This window comes from Cohnella rhizosphaerae, assembly GCF_029525575.1.
Classification (GTDB): Bacteria; Bacillota; Bacilli; order Paenibacillales; family Paenibacillaceae; genus Cohnella; species Cohnella rhizosphaerae.
Genome location: NZ_JAPDIA010000003.1, coordinates 68,745 through 87,790 on the forward strand (window position 1 = coordinate 68,745; position 19,046 = coordinate 87,790).

The 19,046-nt window shown below is 64.0% G+C and carries 15 protein-coding genes and 7 pseudogenes; 20 read left to right on the forward strand and 2 right to left on the reverse strand.

What is annotated here, in order from left to right:
* Positions 1-330: 330 nt before the first annotated feature.
* The 14 genes and pseudogenes from OMP40_RS05750 to OMP40_RS05810 all read left to right on the forward strand — a co-directional run bounded on the left by OMP40_RS05750 (position 331) and on the right by OMP40_RS05810 (position 11,727).
* Positions 331-2,496 carry a glycogen debranching protein gene (locus OMP40_RS05750; protein ID WP_277529917.1) on the forward strand — a complete coding sequence of 722 codons (2,166 nt, stop codon included), beginning with the start codon at positions 331-333 and terminating at the stop codon, positions 2,494-2,496.
* A 128-nt stretch (positions 2,497-2,624) separates the two neighbouring features.
* A complete protein-coding gene (locus OMP40_RS05755) occupies positions 2,625-2,912 on the forward strand; it encodes a hypothetical protein (protein WP_277529919.1) in 288 nt (95 codons plus the stop codon).
* A gap of 19 nt (positions 2,913-2,931) precedes the next feature.
* A pseudogene (locus OMP40_RS41220) lies at positions 2,932-3,810 on the forward strand (glycoside hydrolase family 36 N-terminal domain-containing protein); the annotation flags it as partial.
* Between the two features lie 233 nt (positions 3,811-4,043).
* Positions 4,044-4,769 (forward strand): alpha-galactosidase, encoded by a 726-nt coding sequence (locus tag OMP40_RS41225; protein WP_420871899.1) that lies wholly within the window; start codon positions 4,044-4,046, stop codon positions 4,767-4,769.
* Positions 4,770-5,062: 293 nt separating this feature from the next.
* Positions 5,063-6,754, forward strand: a complete 1,692-nt coding sequence (locus OMP40_RS05770) for an oligosaccharide flippase family protein (protein WP_277529926.1) — start codon at positions 5,063-5,065, stop codon at positions 6,752-6,754.
* A 294-nt stretch (positions 6,755-7,048) separates the two neighbouring features.
* Positions 7,049-8,533 (forward strand): bifunctional methyltransferase/pyrophosphohydrolase YabN, encoded by a 1,485-nt coding sequence (yabN, locus tag OMP40_RS05775; protein WP_277529928.1) that lies wholly within the window; start codon positions 7,049-7,051, stop codon positions 8,531-8,533.
* Between the two features lie 190 nt (positions 8,534-8,723).
* Positions 8,724-8,996 carry an HU family DNA-binding protein gene (locus tag OMP40_RS05780; RefSeq protein ID WP_090117831.1) on the forward strand — a complete coding sequence of 91 codons (273 nt, stop codon included), beginning with the start codon at positions 8,724-8,726 and terminating at the stop codon, positions 8,994-8,996.
* A gap of 3 nt (positions 8,997-8,999) precedes the next feature.
* Positions 9,000-9,281 carry an RNA-binding S4 domain-containing protein gene (locus OMP40_RS05785; RefSeq protein ID WP_277529931.1) on the forward strand — a complete coding sequence of 94 codons (282 nt, stop codon included), beginning with the start codon at positions 9,000-9,002 and terminating at the stop codon, positions 9,279-9,281.
* Between the two features lie 124 nt (positions 9,282-9,405).
* Positions 9,406-9,687, forward strand: a complete 282-nt coding sequence (yabP, locus tag OMP40_RS05790; protein ID WP_277529933.1) for a sporulation protein YabP — start codon at positions 9,406-9,408, stop codon at positions 9,685-9,687.
* Positions 9,684-9,869 (forward strand): annotated as a pseudogene (yabQ, locus tag OMP40_RS41230) (spore cortex biosynthesis protein YabQ); the annotation flags it as partial. The gene yabP and the pseudogene yabQ, both read left to right, overlap by 4 nt.
* 16 nt (positions 9,870-9,885) lie before the next feature.
* The gene (locus OMP40_RS05795; protein ID WP_277529935.1) at positions 9,886-10,308 is read left to right on the forward strand and encodes a hypothetical protein; all 423 of its coding nucleotides are present in this window, start codon (positions 9,886-9,888) and stop codon (positions 10,306-10,308) included.
* A gap of 119 nt (positions 10,309-10,427) precedes the next feature.
* The gene (locus OMP40_RS05800) at positions 10,428-10,745 is read left to right on the forward strand and encodes an FtsB family cell division protein (protein WP_277529937.1); all 318 of its coding nucleotides are present in this window, start codon (positions 10,428-10,430) and stop codon (positions 10,743-10,745) included.
* Positions 10,746-10,889: 144 nt separating this feature from the next.
* Positions 10,890-11,349, forward strand: a pseudogene (locus OMP40_RS05805) (S1 domain-containing RNA-binding protein).
* A 150-nt stretch (positions 11,350-11,499) separates the two neighbouring features.
* Positions 11,500-11,727, forward strand: coding sequence for a hypothetical protein (locus tag OMP40_RS05810; protein WP_277529940.1), 228 nt, complete (start codon positions 11,500-11,502; stop codon positions 11,725-11,727).
* Between the two features lie 427 nt (positions 11,728-12,154).
* Here OMP40_RS05810 and OMP40_RS05815 read toward each other — a convergent pair.
* Positions 12,155-12,801, reverse strand: a pseudogene (locus tag OMP40_RS05815) (peptidylprolyl isomerase).
* A gap of 588 nt (positions 12,802-13,389) precedes the next feature.
* Here OMP40_RS05815 and OMP40_RS05820 point away from each other — a divergent pair.
* The 5 genes and pseudogenes from OMP40_RS05820 (at position 13,390) to OMP40_RS05840 (ending at position 16,502) form a co-directional block, all read left to right on the forward strand.
* Positions 13,390-13,707, forward strand: coding sequence for a hypothetical protein (locus OMP40_RS05820; protein ID WP_277529943.1), 318 nt, complete (start codon positions 13,390-13,392; stop codon positions 13,705-13,707).
* Positions 13,673-14,317 (forward strand): annotated as a pseudogene (locus OMP40_RS05825) (stage II sporulation protein E); the annotation flags it as partial. The gene OMP40_RS05820 and the pseudogene OMP40_RS05825, both read left to right, overlap by 35 nt.
* Positions 14,318-14,354: 37 nt before the next feature.
* Positions 14,355-14,606 (forward strand): annotated as a pseudogene (locus tag OMP40_RS05830) (hypothetical protein); the annotation flags it as partial.
* A 100-nt stretch (positions 14,607-14,706) separates the two neighbouring features.
* Positions 14,707-15,846, forward strand: coding sequence for a SpoIIE family protein phosphatase (locus OMP40_RS05835; RefSeq protein WP_277529944.1), 1,140 nt, complete (start codon positions 14,707-14,709; stop codon positions 15,844-15,846).
* A gap of 83 nt (positions 15,847-15,929) precedes the next feature.
* On the forward strand, positions 15,930-16,502 hold the full coding sequence (locus OMP40_RS05840) for a hypothetical protein (protein WP_277529946.1): 573 nt from the start codon (positions 15,930-15,932) through the stop codon (positions 16,500-16,502).
* A 207-nt stretch (positions 16,503-16,709) separates the two neighbouring features.
* Here OMP40_RS05840 and OMP40_RS05845 read toward each other — a convergent pair whose 3' ends face one another.
* Entirely contained in the window at positions 16,710-17,987 is a 1,278-nt protein-coding gene (locus tag OMP40_RS05845; protein WP_277529947.1) for a helix-turn-helix transcriptional regulator, read from the reverse strand.
* Between the two features lie 118 nt (positions 17,988-18,105).
* Here OMP40_RS05845 and OMP40_RS05850 point away from each other — a divergent pair.
* A pseudogene (locus OMP40_RS05850) lies at positions 18,106-18,982 on the forward strand (SDR family oxidoreductase).
* The last annotated feature ends 64 nt before the right edge of the window (positions 18,983-19,046 follow it).

Here is a 19,046-nt window from a genome sequence, read left to right on the forward strand (position 1 = left end):
CTCGCCGCCCCGCCGCCCGGTAGCGGAGCAGCACGGAAAAACCGTGCAACTCCCGTAGAACCGCCGCCGGAGAGACTTATTTGCCACGAAAATTCCGAATTTGGCCAACTTCGCACACATCGGAAGGAGCGAATCGCTTCATGACGCATCGTTTGGAAGACAACCAGCCGCAAGTGGAAGCGGCTCTTCGCCTCGCCAGACTGACAGCAGGACGGGACACCAAAGTCACCGACGACATGGATCTGTTCGTCTGCGCCGGTCGCCGCAGCACGATGATCGGGGGCCAGGACGGGGGGATTTCCGGACTTCGGCCATCACATACCGGACGAGATGGGCGGCCTCTGGGCGCATCCGATCAAGCTGATGGACGGCTTTTGGCTGCATCTGGCCGAGTCAGCGGATCCGTCCGGCGGCGTCTGGCTGGAGAAGGCGGACGCGTTTCGCAACTTCGCATACTTCAACGAGCACGATTACGCGATGCCGGACCTCGGTCTGGAAGTCCTTCGCAACCAGTTTTGTCCGGACGAACATCCGGGCTTCGTGGTGGAATACCGCTTGCGGGACACGAGCGGCCGGAGCCGCGAGCTGAGCGCGGTTTTCCTGGGGCGGACGGAGCTGCGTCCAGTGTGGTTCTCCGAGGAGGCCGGCATTCAGGACGCGCCGGACGAAGCGCGGGCGGATGCGGAGCTGGGCGCCGTCGTCGCCAAGGACCGCGACCACCCCTGGTTTGTCGTATTCGGCAGCGACTCGCCCGGATGCGAGCCGAGTGCCGGCGCGTCTTCTGCCCCGTCGCGCGAGCCGACCGCGGGCAACGGCGCCGCCGGCAGCTTGCGCATACAGCTATCGCTGCCGGCCAACGGCACGGCCGAGCTGCGGTTTTTCATTGCCGGCTCCGTTCGATCGGAGACGGAAGCGGCCGACGCGTACCGGCGCATCCGCGACGGCCACGCCGACATGCGCAGAGCGAAACGTCTGCGCTATGAATCGCTGCTGGCCCGAACGGAGCTGGAGATTCCGGACGAAGGTCTCGCCCGCGTGTTCGACTGGGTGAAGATTCATAGCGAATGGCTCGTCCTGGACGTACCCGGCGTCGGTCGAGGCCTGACCGCCGGCATTCCCGAGTACCCCTGGTGGTTCGGCTGCGACAACAGCTACGCCTTGCTCGGGCTGCTCGCCGTCGGCCGGCAGGCGCTCGCTGTCGAGACGTCGGATCTCATTCGCGAGACGTCCGAGCGGACCAACGGCAATGGCCGCATCATTCACGAACTGACGACCTGGGGCCTCGTGGCCAACCCGGGCAATACGCAGGAAACGCCGCATTACATCCAGAGCGTGCGCGAGATTTTCGACTGGACGGGCGATCTGGACTATCTGAAGCGGGCTTACCCGACCGTTCGTCAAGGCATCGCGTGGCTGCTCGGCGAGATGGACCCGGACGGCGACCTGCTCCCCGAAGGCTACGGTATTACGGAGATCGAAGGACTGAACGTCGAACTGATCGACACGGCGGTCTATACTTGGTCGGCGCTGCTCGCGGGAGCGGAGATGGCGGATCTGCTCGGGGACGGGGAGATTGCCGCGGGCTGGCGCGATACGGCCGCGCGGCTGGCGGACAAGATCAACACGGATCTGTGGCTGGAAAAAGAGGGCTTGTACGCGGACGCCATGGCACGTGTCGATGCCGTTCGCCGGCGGATGCCGGTATATATCGCGAGGGCCGAGAGCATGGGCGCGGATCGCGCGGTGCAGGAGATGAAGGCGATGCAGGCGGAGATGAAGGACCTGCCGCCCGATGAGGAGCGTCCCTGGCTGTTCAAGAACTGGGTCATCAATACGCCGATGGAGACGGGGCTGGCGCCGCGCGACAAGGCGGTCCGGGCGCTCGCGCGCATGGGCACGGACGAGTTCACGGGCGACGCCGGCACGTATCTGTCGGGCATGTACCGAACGCAGATGATGACGATCTCGACGGGTGTTCAAGCGGTGGCCGAGGCGCGCTACGACCGGATGGACGAGTCGCTGCGCCTGGTGAAGCTGATCGCCTCCACCATCGGACGGCGGCTGCCCGGCTCGATCAGCGAGATGTCGCCCGATTACGGCTGTTTTGTCCAGGCTTGGACCAATTACGGAGTCCATTGGCCGATCGTGCGGTTTATGTTCGGCGTCGCGCCCAAGGCTTATCGCAGGGAACTGACGCTGCGGCCGCGGCTGCCTTCCGAGTGGCGCGAAGCCGCGATCCGGCGGGTCGCGATCGGCGAAGGCGCCTGCGCCGCCTCGCTCGATCTGGAGATTTCGCTGGGCGACGACGCCGATCTGTACGGATTGAGCCTAAGCGGCGAAGGCTGGACCGTGCGCATGAACCTGCCGCGAGCCGCAGGCGCCCGTATTCTGGTGGGGGGCCGCCTTGCCGAGCATCGGGAGGAGGGCCCGGAGGGCGAGGCTGTTATCGCGATCGGGGGGGGACGGCACGTTCGAAGTGCGCGTGGAACGGGATAGGCAAACCAATTTCAACTGACACCGAACAGGATCGGCATGAACCTGCGACGTCGGCCGGTCCGGAAAATGTGAACTAAAACGGGGCGTCATCCAGGGATGCCGCATCGGATCGCGAGGGAGGGCCGGGGATGGCTGGCGAAGAGCTGCAGAACGACGGTTTGAACGCAAGGAGAGGACTCCATCGGAACGAAGGCGAGATCGCCGCCGCCGGTGCGGACTGGTCGACCGAAGCCCTTGAATATGCGCACGCGGATGCCGCAGGCGCCGGGCTATGCCGCCTTGGGCTCCAAGGACGGCGGGCGCTCAGCCACAGCTCCAGAGCCGGCAGCGAGTTTGCGCTGCAATGCGGCGGCGAGCTTTTCGGAAGCCGTTCCCCCCCGCATCAGAGCGCTGGATTCGCGCGTATTCGCGGATGAAGCCGGGGCCCGGCATTATATGGTCCGTCTGCGCTGCGACAAGCCGGGCTTCGAGATCGAGAGCCATACGACCGTTTACGAGGATGAGCCCGTCTTCGAGCGCTGGCTGGTCATCACGAACGTGAGCGAGACCTCGCTCCAAGTGGAACGCGTCGATCCGCTCCGGCTGGAGCTGTCCGAAGGCGAGTGGCGGGTGCTGTCCTACCGCAGCGATTGGGGCGCCGAATTCGAGCCGGAGGAGGCGCCGCTTCGCGAGTCCTTCGTTGCAGAGACGCGTTGGGGCCGTTCCTCCAAGGGGATGCATCCCTGGGTCGCGCTCGCGCGGGAGGACGGGGCGCTGCTCCATATCAATCCGATGTGGTCCGGCAACTGGAAGGTTCGCTGCGACCGCCGCGAGGACGGCGGCGTCTCGGTCTCGGCGGGACTGAACGACTGGGAATTCGCCAAAGCGCTGGCGCCGGGCGAGACGATGGAAAGCCCTCGCGTCGCGGCGGCGCTGGGCAGCGGCGGAGACCTCCATACGGTGTCGATTCCGCTGGCGCGCGTCGGCAGGCGGCACTGGTATCCGCGGAGCGCGGTGTCCGACGAGCTGCCGGCCGAATGGAACCATTGGTTCAGCTACGAGGATCAGCTCATCGACGCGATTACGTTCAAGGACAACGCGGCCAAGGCGGCAACGCTCGGTTTCGAAGCCTGTACGCTCGACGCGGGTTGGTTCGGGGACGCCGAAGGCAGCTTGCACTGGCACGATATACGGGGAGATTGGGACAAGGTCAACGTCGACCGCTTTCCGAACGGCATCGGTGAGATATCGGAATTCGTGCGCGGCCTCGGCATGCGTTTCGGTCTATGGTGCGAGATCGAGGGACTCGGCCCGCATGCGTCGCTGGCCAAGCGCCGGCCGTCGTTTCCCGCGCTTCGCGGGGGGCGAGCCGCTCGGCTACGTGTGCCTGGGCAATCCGGAGGCGCGGGAATGGGCTTGGGCGGAGATGGACCGTCTGATCCGGACCTATCGCTGCGATTGGATCAAGCTGGACTTCAACGTGGATCCCAAGGCCGGCTGCGATCGCTGCGATCACGGACACGGCGCGGGGGGACGGTCTCTACGAGCATATCCGCGGCCTGTACGACGTGCTGGACCGGCTGCGGCGGGCGCATCCGGACGTGCTGCTCGAGAACTGTTCCTCAGGCGGCCTGCGGCTCGATCTGGGCATGGCGCGCCATACCCACGCCTCCTTTCTCAGCGATCCCGACTGGCCCGAGCACAGTCTGCAAATTTTCTGGGGCGCATCTACGTTCCTCGCGGCCGAACGGGCGCTGCACTGGAGCTATTCCGACTGGATCTGCGAGCACCCGCGCCAGCGCTTCGACCCGCACGATCCCGCGCTCACGCTCGCCCAGTTCGATTACTACACGCGAATCGGCATGCTTGGCGCGTTCGGCGTATCCCAACGGTTGCCGAACCTGCCGGCGCGTCTAAGCGATCGTCTGGCCGTGCATACGGCGCAATACCGGACCGTCGTCCGCCGCTTCGTGCGCGAAGGCGACCTGTATCGGCTAACGGCGCAGCCGCTGCGCGAGGGAAGGGGCTCGCGCTGGGCCGCGTTTCAATACGCGTTGGCGGAGCGCGGCGAACATCTGCTGGTCGTGTTCCGGCTGGACGGCGGCGAGGAGCGGCGGCGCATCGCGCTGCGAGCGCTGGACGCGGACGCGGCGTACGAGTTGGAAGATCTGGACGGCGGGCCGGCCAGACGGGCGAGCGGCGCGGAATGGATGGATGCGGGACTATGGTTTGAAGGGTACGCGGAGGAGCAGTCGGGACTGTTCGTTTTGCGAAAATTGGAAGGCGGAGCGTAACGAGTTTGCGAGCGTTGTCGTGAGAAATGCGTGCGAAGTTAAATGCCTAAAGAGTGTCGCGCTGTCCGCGAGGCGGACGGAGCGGCGCTCTTTTTTGCTTTGGTCGCCGGGTTGGCGGCGAGAGAGGCGGACCATCCGCTACGATGTGCGGCCCGGTTAAAAATTGTCGGGGAGCGGGGAGTTAGCCGGTTTTTCCGTGCAATTCGAGCCCTGGCGCACTGTGCTATAATGGTCTCACTTTATCGCATGAACGGAGGAGCGCCGCTCGCGGCATGCCGCGCCGGCCAAGCGTCTTGAAAAGTCAATCCTCGCAACTTATGCGCGGCGCGGCGCTGCTCGGCGGCGCCGCTCTGCTGTCCAAGCTCATCGGCACGCTGCAGAAGATACCGCTTCAAAATCTGGCGGGCGACCGCGTCTTCGGCCTTTACAGCGCGGTCTATGCGCTGGCGGTCATGTGGATGACGCTGGCGGCGGCCGGCATCCCGGTCGCCGTGTCCGCCCTCGTCGCCGAACGCGTCGCCGCCGGCGATGAACGCGGCGCGCGGCGGCTGCTTCGCTATGCCGCCGTCCTGCTGTCGGCGAGCGGGCTGCTCGCGTTCGCCGTCTTGTGGGCGGCGGCCGGTCCGCTGGCCGCCTGGATGGGCGCGCCCGAGGCGGCGGCCGCGATCCGCGCCTCCTCGCTGGCGCTGCTCGCCGCGCCGCTGACGGCCGCGCTGCGCGGCTATTCGCAGGGACGGCTGGAGATGGGCCGTCCGGCGCTGTCCCAGCTCGCGGAGCAGTGCGCGCGCGTCGCTTTTATGCTGTGCGCCCTCGGTTGGGCGCTGCAGCGGGATTGGTCGGCGGCCTCGACGGCCGCCGCCGTGCACGGCGGCCTGGCGGCCGGCGCAGCGGCCGGTCTGGCCGCGATGCTGATCCTGGGCCGGCGCAGCCGGGCCAGAGATCGCGACCGGCGCCGGGCCTCCGCGAGCTCCGCGGTAGCCGACGCGCCGACAGAGCCGGGCCGCGTCCTGCTCCGACGGATCGTACGCGTGGCGCTGCCCGTCGCGGCGGGCTCGGTCGTGGCGCCGCTATTCGGCCTGATCGACGCGTTTACGCTTCCGCGGTTCCTGCAGGGCGCGGGCGACACGGCGGCCGCGGCGATGTCCGCCTTCGGCGAATACAATCGCGGCGTCGCGCTGCTGCAGCTGGTATCCATGGCCGCAGGCGGCGCGGCGGCGGCGTTGGTCCCCAGTCTCACGATGCGCCGCGGCTACGCACCCGGCATCGACGCCGAGAGCGCGGCCCGCGCCGCGTTCGCGATGAGGCTGGCGTGGTGGTTCGGCGGCGCGGCCGCCGTGGGCCTCGCGATCCTCGCGCGTCCGATCAACGTCGCGCTGTTCGCCGACGCGCGCGGCACCGCCGCGATGGCCGTGCTCGGCGCGGCAGCGCTCGGCGCCGCGCTGCAGGCGGTCAGCGCCGCCGTGCTCCAGGGGCTCGGCGACCTGCGCGCGCCGGCCGTCCACCTGGCGCTGGCCGCGCTGGCCAAGGCCGCGCTCAACGTCGCGCTCGTGCCGGCCTTCGGCATCGCCGGCGCCGCGGCAGCCGCCGCCTGCGCTTATGGCGCCGCGGCGGCGCTCAACCTTCGCGCGCTGCGCCGCCTGGGCGCGCTGCCGGCCTTGCGCGTCGCCGCGGCCGTCCGCCCCGCGCTCGCGCTGGCGGCGCTCGCCGCGACCGCGGGCGGCTGCGCGCTCGCGCTGTCCGCGCTCACGCGCGGGCTTGCTCCGCGCGCCGCCGCGCTGCTCACGGCGCTGCCTTGCATCGCGCTAGGCGCGCTCGCCTTCGCGGCGGCGCTGGTCGCCGTCGGCGCGCTAGGCCCGCGCGAGTGGCGGGCGCTCCCGAGCCTCGCCGGCTCGCGCGCCGAGCGTTGGCTGCTCCGCCTGCAGCCGGCTTCCCGCCGGACGGTCGAGTCCGCGCCGGACTCCGGCGGCCCGCCGTCCGCGCATTAGGAACCCGCGCCCGCTGTCGCCGGCTTCTGCGCGGCATTTGAACGCTATCCCTTTCGATCAGGTGAAGCTTCGGATCGGGCTTCCTGATCCAAGGGCTTCCTGATCCAAGGACTTCCTAATCCAAGGGTTTCCTGATCCAAAGGGATACGGTTAAAACGGAAAAAAGCAACTTCGCGCAAACGGCGGACTTGAAACCGGATAACGGTGCCTATCGAGCCCGCATTTTGACTTCGTCCCCATTTTAAACCTATACTGGCTTATCGACCTTCGAGCACCGGAAAGGATGAGTATCGCATGCCCCCATCCATCATCGTCGTCGGGCTGGGCTCCGGCGGAGAGGACCAATTGACGCTCGGCATCCTGAAGTCGCTGGAGTCCGCCGGCATCCGCTACTGCCGCACCGCGGACCACCCTGCCGTGGCGGATCTCGCGGAGCGCGGCGTCGCGATGGAGCCGTTCGACGCGTCGTACGAGCGCAGCGACAGCTTCGAGCGGGTGTACGAGGACATCGCCGAGACGCTGCTCGGCCAGGCGGCCGCCAATCCCGAGCAGACCGTCGCGTACGCCGTGCCGGGCCATCCGATGGTCGCGGAGCGCACCGTGCAGCTGCTGCGCGAGCGATCCGAAGCGCGCGGCGTCTCGCTGACCATCCTGGGCGGGGAGAGCTTCCTCGACCAGGCGTTCGTGCGGCTGGGCTTCGATCCGATCGAGGGCTTCCAGCTGCTAGACGCCGCCGGCTTGAAGCGCGAGCACCTCCGTCCGTCGATGCATACCGTCGTCGGCCAGGTGTACGACGCTTATACCGCCTCGGACGTCAAGCTCACGCTGATGAGCGTCTATCCGGACGATCACGAGATCGTACTCGGGCAGTCGCTCGGCATCGCGGGGGAAGAGCGGATTGCGCGCATTCCGCTCCACGAGCTTGACCGTCAAGGAAGCTACGGCAACTTGACCCTGGTCTACGTGCCGGCCAGCGAAGATCTCCGGCTTCAGCGGCGTTCGTTCGAGCGGCTGCACGAGATCGTGTCGATCCTGCGCAGTCCCGAGGGCTGTCCCTGGGATCGCGAGCAGACGCACCAGTCGATCCGCCGCAACTTCATCGAAGAGACGTACGAGGCGATCGAAGCGCTCGATCTCGACGATCCGGACGGGATGAAGGAAGAGTTCGGAGACGTGCTGCTGCAGATCCTGCTGCACAGCCAGATGGAGGAGGAGACCGGGGCGTTCGACGTGTTCGACGTGCTCGCCGAGCTGAACGACAAGCTCATTTTCCGCCATCCGCATGTCTTCGGCACCGAGAATGCGGGCGACGCCGAAGAAGCGCTGCGCAACTGGGAGGCCATGAAGGCGGAGGAGAAGCGGCTAAAGGGACGCCCGGAGCGCTTGTCGCTGCTCGACGGCATACCCAAGGACCTGCCGGCGCTGCCGCGTGCGCACAAGATTCAGAAGAAGGCGTCCGGCGTCGGCTTCGACTGGCCGGATCTCGAAGGCGTATGGGACAAGATTGCCGAAGAGCTGGAAGAGCTCAAAGCGGCAGTGAAAGATGAATCGCGCGAGCGCCAGCAGGAAGAGTTCGGAGATCTGCTGTTCGCGGTCGTGAACGCGTCCCGGTTCATCCATGCGGACCCCGAGGAGGCGCTCGCGGGCACGAACCGCAAGTTTGCCGCCCGTTTTCGCTATATCGAAGAGCAGTTAAGTATAAGCGGCCGCAAGTTTGACGACACTGATTTACTAGAGATGGAAGGTTGGTGGCAAGAGGCTAAAAGAGCCGCCGACTAGTTCGAAGGCGCTATTTTTCGCTTAAGACCGCGCTTTTCCGCTTTTTTTCGAATTATTTTTCGCGGAATTTGCAGGATTTTATCGGCAGGCGAAGAATAGTAACCTTCGTGCTTTTGCGTCAACAACAAGATTCTATGGCGAACGGCGCCAACCCAATTTAAGATTTCCAATTACGGGAGGAATATTAACCATGAACAAGACCGACCTGATCAACAACATCTCCGAAAAAAGCGGCCTGACGAAAAAAGACGTAGAAAACGTCCTGAACAGCTTTCTGGGCGAAGTATCCGACGCGCTCGCGTCCGGCGACAAGGTTCAGCTGATCGGCTTCGGCACGTTCGAGACGCGCAGCCGCTCCGGCCGCGTGGGCCGCAACCCGCAAACGGGCAAGACGATCGAGATCGCCGCTTCCAAGGTTCCTGCCTTTAAAGCCGGCAACAAGCTGAAGGACGCAGTCAAGTAATCGATGCGCCTCGATAAATTCCTGAAGGTGTCGCGGCTGATCAAGCGGCGCACCGTCGCGAAGGACGTGTCCGATCAGGGACGCGTCCTTCTCAATGGGCGCGAAGCCAAGCCGAGCGCCGACGTGAAGATCGGCGACGAGCTCGAGATCCAGTACGGCCAGCGCATCCTGACGGTCCGCGTGGAGAAGCTGCTCGAATCGACCAAGAAGGAAGACGCCGAAGGCCTCTACGCGATCGTCAAGGAAGAAGTGCGCAAGCGCGAGAGCGATGACTTGTTCCTCTGAGCATCCTTTATCTCCCGTCCGGGGATAAAGGATTTTTTTATGCCCGCCGGCATTCTCCCGGCATGTCCGTTCTAATTCCAGATACGGGCCCATATGCTAGTCTCATCTAAAGGAGGGACGCGCCATGGACCAGGGAAAGAGCGGCAAGGTGCAGGATGTTCGTCTGCAGAACCGCAAACTAATGGATATCACGGGCGTGAGCCAGGTCGAGAGCTTCGACAGCGAGGAGTTTCTGCTGGACACGTCCTGCGGGCCGCTCGCGGTTCGCGGGCATAACCTTCATATGAAAAACTTGAGTCTGGAGCATGGGCTCGTGACGATCGAGGGCATGATCGACTCGTTCGTCTATCTGGACGGCAAAGCCGCCGCCAAATCGAAGGGCCTGCTCGGAAAGCTCTTCCGGTGAACGCGGCCGTTCACTGGTCGACGATCGGCGCGATGATCTTGTGCGGGCTCGGCATGGGGACCGTATTCGATATTTACCGGGCCGCCGCCGTTCGCCTTCGTTTCCGCCGATGGCTGCTCCCCGCGATCGATCTTCTCTACTGGGTTGCCGCTACGCTAATCGTGTTCCGTATACTGCTCGGCGTCAACTACGGGGGAAGTGCGTCTTTACGTGTTCCTTGGCATCGGTATCGGGGTGTGCGCCTACTTCGGCCTGTTCAGCTCGCATGTGCTGCGGGCGGCCGGCTGGATCTTCGAGACGCTGCGCAGGCTCGGGCTGCTCCTCTGGCGCATCGTGCGGATCTTGTTTGTCGTCCCGCTGACGTGGATCGTGCGCACGCTCGCGAGCCTGCTTGACGCCGTCTTCGTCGTGACCGCGGCGCTGCTGCTGTGGCTGGCCAAATTGCTCCTGCGTCCGCTGCGACCGCCGGGCCGTTGGCTGTGGGACAGGCTGCTGCCGGTCCGCAGGCAATTCAACCGCGCAAATCAGCTGTTTCAGCGGATCGGGTTACGGGTAAAGGAAGTATGGCGCGTTTTACGAGGACCCGACGATCCTCCCGACAAGCCCGGTCCCGACGAATAATCGACATGATCCGTCCGCAAAGCATGACGCAAGAAGGATATTTCGGCAGATCGGGATTGTGCTATAATTGGTACACTTAAATTGCGCGCGTGCAAGAGATTGCTGGGAGGAAGGACCGAATGCCAACCCATACGACAGCGAATACCCCGGCTTCGGTCGGACTGAAAAGACGTCTCAAGCTCCTCCTTCTTTTCGTAAGTTTGTTCATGAGTTGGGCAGCCTACACTTTGGTTGTACAGCAGCAGCACACGAACGAACGCTCCACGCAGCTGCGCGACGTGAAGACCAAGCTGTCCGCGGTCCAGCAGAAGAACGAGACGCTGAAAAAGGAGATCGTCAGATTGCATGACGATGAGTATATCGGACAGATTGCAAGGCAGCAGGGGATGATCCGCCCCGGCGAGCAATCCATCCTGGTGGAGCCGAAGAGCCCTTGAGAAATCTGCGAGGCCAAGCCCTGCAAGGGCGGACGTCGGTTGACCTTGCTTTTCTAGATCGGTTATAATCAGCACAGCCGGACTTATCGTTTTGAAGCCGCTAGGATCTCGGCACACTTTCTTCAGGGAGGAAATTCGGTTTTTATGGCCATCGAAGTGGGCTCCAAATTAGAGGGTAAAGTAACCGGCATCACGCATTTCGGAGCGTTCGTGGACTTGTCCGGCGGCGTTACGGGCCTTGTGCACATCTCCGAGATCGCAGACAGCTACGTCAAGGACGTCAAGGACCACCTTAAGGTGGGCGATGCCGTCACCGTCAAAGTCATCAACGTGGACAAAGACGGGAAGATCGGGCTGTCGATCCGGCAAGCGGTCGACAAACCGCCAGAACAGCAACAGCAGCAGCAGCAGCAATACCCCCCCGCGCGGACCACGCGGCGGCGGAGGCGATCGCGGAGGCAGGAACTTCAGACCCGGAGGACCGGTCCGCGCCACTTTCGAGGACAAAGTATCCCGCTTCCTGAAGGATAGCGAAGAACGCATCTCCAACCTGAAGAAGAGCACAGAATCCAAGCGTGGCGGACGAGGCGGCCGCCGTTCTTGATCGGAGCCCCTCCCGGAATTGGACCGTGTCGTGCGATATAGATATGCAGCCGGACTCGCGAGTCCGGCTTATTTGTTTCCTGCAGACGGCTTCGGCGGCGTTGGCATGCGAAGGGCATCCTATTCGAAAAGCGAATACGGAGGGATACCGATGAGCAAGGATCGAATGCATGAGACGCATGGGGAGGCCGCAAGGGAAGAAGCCGAGGAAAACCTCGTCTTCAACGACGTGACCGATCATATGAATCGAATCGTCGGCGTCCCTTCGCGCCGGGCGGATCTTGGCGCCATGCCGGCGGCGTTGAGATGGTTCTTCTACTTCGTCATGACGATCATCGCGTTATTTGCCGTCTTGCTCATCGTCAGTATCGTCAAATAGCGTTAACCCGAACAAACAAGCCAAGGATGCGCGAGCGCATCCTTGGCTTGTTTTTGCATGTTCGCGCCGCCAAGGCCGCAACTGCGAGCTGCGGCGAAGCAGGGCCTGGCGCTTGCGTCGGGCGTCCGTCCCGACGGTTTTTTATCAACGCTCAGGCTTCCTTGCTAACCGGACTCAGTGGACGTTATTTTCGTAAAAACCGGTCCAATGGCGATCGTTACGGACCGGAGGGACGTTATACACCCGGATCAAGGCCAAAATGACCGCCAGATCACGCAATAACGTCCGCTGAGTCCGCCAACGGGCCGCGAATAACGATAGAGACAAAAATAACGGCTCCTCGGTCCGTCCGCCTCGCGCGAATGGGCACCTAACAAGACCGCAGACGGCCTTCTTATCGCTCCATACATACGCGACATGCGCGTCGTTACTCGGCCAACTTTTCCGGCTCGGGATAATCCACGCCCTTCGTGTCGACGGTGACCTTCTTCATAATGGGGGGGCTGCTTGGGACGATCCGGATCCACGGTCGGCAGCGCGACGATCGCGTCCACCGTCTCCATGCCGGACACGACCTTGCCGAAGGACGCATAGAGCCCGTCCAGAGACGGATAGGTCTCGGCCACCATAATAAAGAATTGCGAGCCCGCGGTGTCATTGCCCTGGCCTCGCGCCATCGACAGGACGCCGCGGGTGTGCAGCAGCTGGTTGTCCACGTTGTTCGCCGCGAACTCGCCTTTAATCGTGTAGCCGGGTCCGCCAGAGCCGGTACCTTCCGGATCGCCGCCCTGAATCATGAAGCCGGGGATGACGCGGTGGAAGACGGTACCGTCGTAGAAGCCTTTTTTTAACTAAGGAGATGAAGTTGTTGACGGTATTCGGCGCGACTTTGGGATAAAGCTCGATGACGATCTTGTCGCCGCTGTCCATTTCGATCGTGACGACCGGGTCGTTGTCCGAGGCTGGATCGAATGAAGGCGCCGCCGATTCGGAAGCGGATGCCGTCGCGGCTGCGGACGAGGCGCCGCCCGTTTCGTTTTGATCGTTGCGTTTGCCGCAGCCTGCCACGAGCAGGAAGACGGCAGCGAGCAGGAGCAGTACGCCGACGGCTCGCGTCTTTTTTACGATTCATGATTCATAAGCCCCCCTTGTCCTGTTTTCACCCCCGTATCATAGCATATCGCCCGAAAGTAATTCCATGTCGCCGCAGGTCGTCCGCGATTCGCGTCCGTACGCCAAAGCATTCGCGAATGCCGTCAGCATAGCGGCTCCGATATGCCGTCGGATAGCGGCGCTTTTGAACGTTTTGCAGAGGGCGCGGAGGGGCGAACAGCCGGATAAACCGCGTTGCGACGCGATAAATCGGAACCGCGCCAAACGCCTTTTCCGGACGTGGGATCTGTCGGAAAAAACTTTTCGTTCGCCAACGCGGTCTGACAAACTTCCTCGATGCGCCCTTCTATAATTAAAAACATTCACGCGATCGAACAAAGGAAAGCAGGTGCCAAAGCATGGACAAGCCATCCGTCATACCGTTCGTTCCCAGGTCCGGACAAGACGCGGGCGCGGCAGGAGGGGACAAGCGCAAAGCAAGCGGGAAAAGCAGAAGCAAGCAGTGGTTCGGCAGGAAGGAGGGTCCGGTCATGTCGGGAGGGGGGCGCATTGGCTGCGGTCGACCATTCGGGCGCCGCGAAGGAGCGGAGCATATGGGGAACGTCGCTGGAAAGGAAAAAGGGGTTATGGCTGCTGGCGGCGGCGCTGCTCGGATTTTTGCTCGGCCGCGCCTCCATGCTGGAGGGGATTGCGCCTTTTGCGGCGGCTTACTACGGCGTCACGCTCTATATGCGCAGGGAGCATGCCTGGTGGGCGGCGATTGGGCTGATCGCGGGGGAGCTTCTGGGCGCAGGCCCCGGAGCCGGCTGCGATCGCTGCGCAGATCGGCGTCATCTATCTATTGTATCGCGGCTTGGAAGCGTATGAACGCGCGGACCTGTCCCACGCGCCGATCGTCGTCCTCGCCTCGAGTCTCCTGGTCGGCTTGTTCGGCACCGTCATGCAGGAAGACAGAGGCTGGCTGCCGTATCTGCTGACTGGCGTGGAGTCGGGATTGTCCCTCGTGCTTACGCTGCTCTTCGTTCACGCGATGCCGCTGCTGACCAAAGCCTCGAAGGCGGCGAAGCTGCGGCACGAAGAGTGGATCGGCCTTATGATCCTGCTTGCCTCGGTCATGACGGGGCTTACCGGCTGGACGATCTACGGCGTCGCCTTGTGCGCCGTGTTCACGCGCTATATCGTCCTGCTGTTCGCGCTATCGGCGGGACCGGCGCTCGGGACGTCGGCGGGCGTCGTCGCGGGCATCATCCTCAGCCTGTCGGATCTCGCTTCCGTGCCGCAGATCAGCCTGCTCGCCTTCGGCGGCTTGCTGGCAGGTCTGCTCCGCGAAGGCGGCAAGGCGGCCGCCGTGTTCGGCCTCCTGCTGGGCACGACGGTGCTCGCGCTGTACACGGGCAGCTCGGCCGATACGATGGCGTCGATCTGGGCTTCGCTCGCCGCGTCCGTCTTGATCGCCTTCACGCCGAAGTCTTGGACGGACTCTATAGCACAATATGTGCCGGGTACCTCCAATTATGCACGCAATCAGCAGGAATACGCGCAAAAAAGTTCGGGACCTCACGGCCGCGCGCGTCGAACGCTTCTCGGAGGTGTTCCGCCAGCTGTCCCGCAGCTTCACGCAGATGACGCAGGCGGGAGAGACGGCGAGGCAGAATCAGGACTTCGAGCACTTCATCAACGCCGTCCACGAACGCAACTGCGCGACTTGTCACAAGCGCGGCGCCTGCTGGGACGAGCAGTTTTTTCAAACCTACAAGCTGATGACCGATCTCATGTCCGCCGTAGAGGAACGGCCGGCGCTCTCCCCGGCCGACATCCCGAAGCCGCTGCACAAGCAGTGCGTCAGAGTCCCCCCAAGTCCTCGACGTGCTCAAGCGCCAATACGAGCTGTACCGCCACGACCTGCATTGGCGGACGCAGCTGCAGGACAGCCGCATGCTCGTCGCCGAGCAGCTGTCCGGCGTCTCCCAGGTCATGGACGACCTGGTGAGGGAGATCCGGCGGGAGGCGCGGGAGCAGAGCCATCAGGAGGAGCAGATTCGCGAGGAGCTGGACAAGCTTGGCCTTGCCATTCAGCACATCGATATCGTGAGCCTCGAGGAGGGCCAGATCGAGATCGAGATCGTGCATGCGTTCAAGCCCGGCTTCGACGAGTGCCGGAAGGTGATCGCGCCGCTCCTGTCGGACATTCTCGGCGAGACCGTGTCCGTTCGCCACGAGCGAACCTCCGACCGTCCGGACCGGATCACGACGGTGTCCTTCGGCTCGGCGAAGGCCTTCGAGGTGGAGACCGCCATGGCGGGCGCGGCCAAGGACGGCGACGTGCTCTCGGGCGACAGCTTCAGCGCGATCGAGCTCGGCAGCGGCAAGTACGCCGTGGCGCTCAGCGACGGCATGGGCAACGGCGCGCGGGCCCGCATGGAGAGTAGCGCGGCGCTCTCGATGCTCGAGCAGCTGCTCCAGTCGGGCATCGACGAGCGGCTCGCGATCAAGTCCGTCAACTCGGTGCTCATGCTGCGCTCGCCCGAGGAGTCGTTCGCGACGGTCGACCTGGCGCTCATCGATCTGTACAGCGCAGGTGCGACGATGCTCAAGATCGGCTCCACGCCGAGCTTCATCAAGCGCGGACGGGAGGTGATCCCGATCGCCGCCGGCAATTTGCCGATCGGCATTCTGCAGGACATCGAGATCGACGTGCTGCGCGTTCAGCTGCAGCCGGGCGATACGCTGGTCATGATGACGGACGGCATCCTCGATTCGCCGGGGCACGCCGTGCACGCGATGAACAAGGAGCTGTGGATGAAGCGCGTGCTGCAGGAGATCGAGACCGAGGATCCGCAGGAGATCGCCGACGAGCTGCTCGACATCGCGCTCCGGCAGCATCCCGGCAGCGTCAAGGACGATATGACGGTCGTCGTCACCCGCATCAGCAGGCATCAGCCTGAATGGGCGTCCTTCCGATGGACGGGCGCAACCCGGTTCGAGCGGCCAAGGACGGTGAGCTGAAGCGATGCGATTTTCAAAAATAAAAGAGGGAGCGATTCGAATGGCGCTGCGGATTCAGAGCAAGCTTGGCGGGGGGTAATAAGGTGAGGCTCAAGGCCCGGACGATGCCCGGCAGAGATACGCGCACGCTGACCGACGAGCGCATCGAGGCGATCGCGGAGCAAGTCTATCTGGCCGTACGGCGGCTGGAGGCATCGGCAGTGCGACCGTCGCCGGATCTGTCGTCGAACGCCCGAACGGCGCTGCCGATGCAGCCCAAACGAAGCTTATTGGATCGTCAGCGTTCGTCCGGCCTGCTGCACCTGGTCCAGCCGATTCAGGCGGCGACCGAACAGGCGGCCGCCCTGGCATTGGAGATGCCGGCCAAGCCGGACGCCGCGGGAGATGCGCAGACACGGATGCAGACGCGGATCGCGCCAAGGAAGGCGCGACGAGATCTCTCTATACCGATGAACGTTCACCGCATGAAAGGCATGGGCGAACGAACGATGCCGGATCTTCGCCGGCTTGCGCGCCCGAAGACGGCTTCCATGCAAGGAGAGCCGCCGAGGGGGCGCCGCCCCCGGGGCGTGGACCGGCAGCAAGCGGAAGTGAGCACGACCGGGCCGCCGCAGGCAGGGAACGCTGAGACGGCACGCAATTCCATCCGGTCATGAGGCAGTCCGTTCGTCCTCGTTCAGCGCGGGTGTAGAATCTCCCGCCATCGCCTTTTACCTTGTCCCCTGAAGGGGTTCCTATAAATATACGAATCAGCGCATGCCACGCCGGCGTTCGCGCACGGAGGTGAGTAACGTTTTCTGGCTCTACGACAACAAGCAATCGGTCATGATGAACAGCAGCGGTCTTGCGCCGCGAAGAATGACTTATATTTGGCCCTGGTCCTGGGGAGCCGAATCCGGCCCCTCGTACAGCGCCAGAAGGGCTTTTGCCTCGGAGAAGACCGAGCGGGCGAGCGCTCGGGGCGACAGCACCCGGATCGAAGCGCCGTATCCGAGGAGAATGCCGAGCGCGGAGTCGGGCGTGTGAAAATCGGCATCGGTCGCTTTCCACCCGTCCGCGGCGTCGGCGCAAGATCGAACGCGCACGTACATTTCCCGCGAGAATCGGGCCCATGCCTCCTCGCGAACGAGCAGCCGCACCGGATAGACGGGCAGCTCGCGGCGGAAACGCGCGACCGAGCGCTCCCACCACGAGGCGAGATCGAAGTCGTCCGGCACCTCGAACCGTTCCTCCAGCAGCTCGACTGCAGCGAGCCTGGAGACGCGGTAGGTGCGGGGTTCGGGCAGCGCGGACGCTGCGCGACCTTCAGGGTCGCGATTCGCGGCGTCGCTCGCAGCGTCCTTTCCCTTCGCGTCGCTATCGGCGCCCGCGGCTGCCGCATTGCCGCTTCCAACAACATCGCCTCTGACAACATCGCTTCCAACAACATCGCTTCCAACAACATCGCCTCTGACAACATCGCCTCTGACAACATCGCTTCCAACAACGTCGCCTCTGACTGCACCGCATTGATCGGCATGGTCCCGCGCAGCAGCGCTCCCCGCAGCCGGCATCCCGCCCGGCTCACGATGATCCTTGACCGCCGCGAAGTACCAGGTATGCCGCTTGGCGACGAGCCCCCACGGCATCACCACGCTTACGGCGCCGTCCGCCATTTCCCCGGACGGGTAACGAATGCGCATTTTGCGTTGTTCCCATACCGCTTGCTGCACAAGTCCAAGATAGGGCGCGGGTTCTCTGGCGTCATGCCAGCCCGCGCCGTCGATGTGCAGATGCTTGCGCACATAAGCCGCTTCGTCGCGCGCCGGCCCGGCCAGCGCCGCGGCCAGCTTGGCGATCGCGTTGCCCGTCGGCCCTGACAGGTTCAGGTCGCTGACCGCGCTGGACGATTGGAGCACCGTCAGTCCGGCGATCTCGTCCGAGGTCAGGCCCGTCAATCGCGTCCGGTAGCCCTCCGGCAGCATCCACCCCCCGCGCGGCCCGCGCTCCGCGTAGACGGGGAAGCCCGCCCTGGCGAGCGCCTCCATATCCCGATGAACGGTACGCTCGGAGATCTCGAGCTTCGCCGCCAGTTCCCGCGCGTTCACGAGACGCTGCGTTTGAAGGCATTGCAGAATATCGAGCAGCCGATCGGCTCTCATCGTCATCTTCTCCTTCGCGAGCGGGTTCTTTGTCATGTTAACCATTATATATGACAAAGGATGTCTTGAATTATCCGTTACAATGATTCTGACATGAGCGAACAGGAGGCTGGCGAGGATGAACGAGAAGAAGCTGGAAGGACGGATCGCGGTCGTGGCGGGCGCGACGCGGGGATTGGGAAGAGCGATCGCGGCGACGCTCGGCGCCGCAGGCGCGACCGTCTATTGCACGGGGCGAAGCGTACGCGGCAGCTTGTCCGACATCGGACGGGGGGAGACCATTGACGAGACGGCGGATATGATCACCCGCGCGGGCGGCCGCGGCATCGCGGTGCGAACGGATCATACGGAAGAAGCGCAGGTTCGCGCGCTCTTCGAGCGGATCGCGGACGAGCAGGGCGGCAGGCTCGATATCGCGGTCAACGACATTTGGGGCGGAGAGTCGCTCACGCAGTGGGGCGTGCCGTTCTGGGAGCACGATCTGGAGAAGGGGCTGACCATGCAAAAAAAGAGCGGTCTGGTCGCATCTGATCACCGCGCGTTACGCCGCGCCGCTGCTGGTCGCAGGGAAGCGGGGAGTCATGCTGGAAATTACCGATGGCTGGGATTACCGGTATCGCGGCAGTCTCTACTACAGCCTGACCAAGATCTCGGCCATCCATCTGGCGCAGGGCATGGCCGCAGACCTCAAGCCGCACGGCGTTGCGGCGCTGGCGGTCACGCCCGGTTTTCTGCGCTCGGAGGAGATGCTCGACCACTTCGGCGTCACGGAGGCCAACTGGCGCGACGGCGCGGCGCAAGACCCGCACTTCCTGCAGTCCGAGACGCCTTACTACGCGGCGAGGGGCATTGCGGCGCTGGCCGCGGACACGAAGCTCATGGACAAGACCGGCGGCGTTTGCACGTCTTGGGGCTTGTCCGACGAATACGGCATCGTCGACGTGGACGGACGCCGCCCGCACTGGGGCAAGTACGCGGCGGAGCAAGGCTTTTAAGTTAGGAGGCGAGACCCTTGCGATTCGGCATGGCGAGCGATCGGCGGCCGGCGCGCGGGGGGTT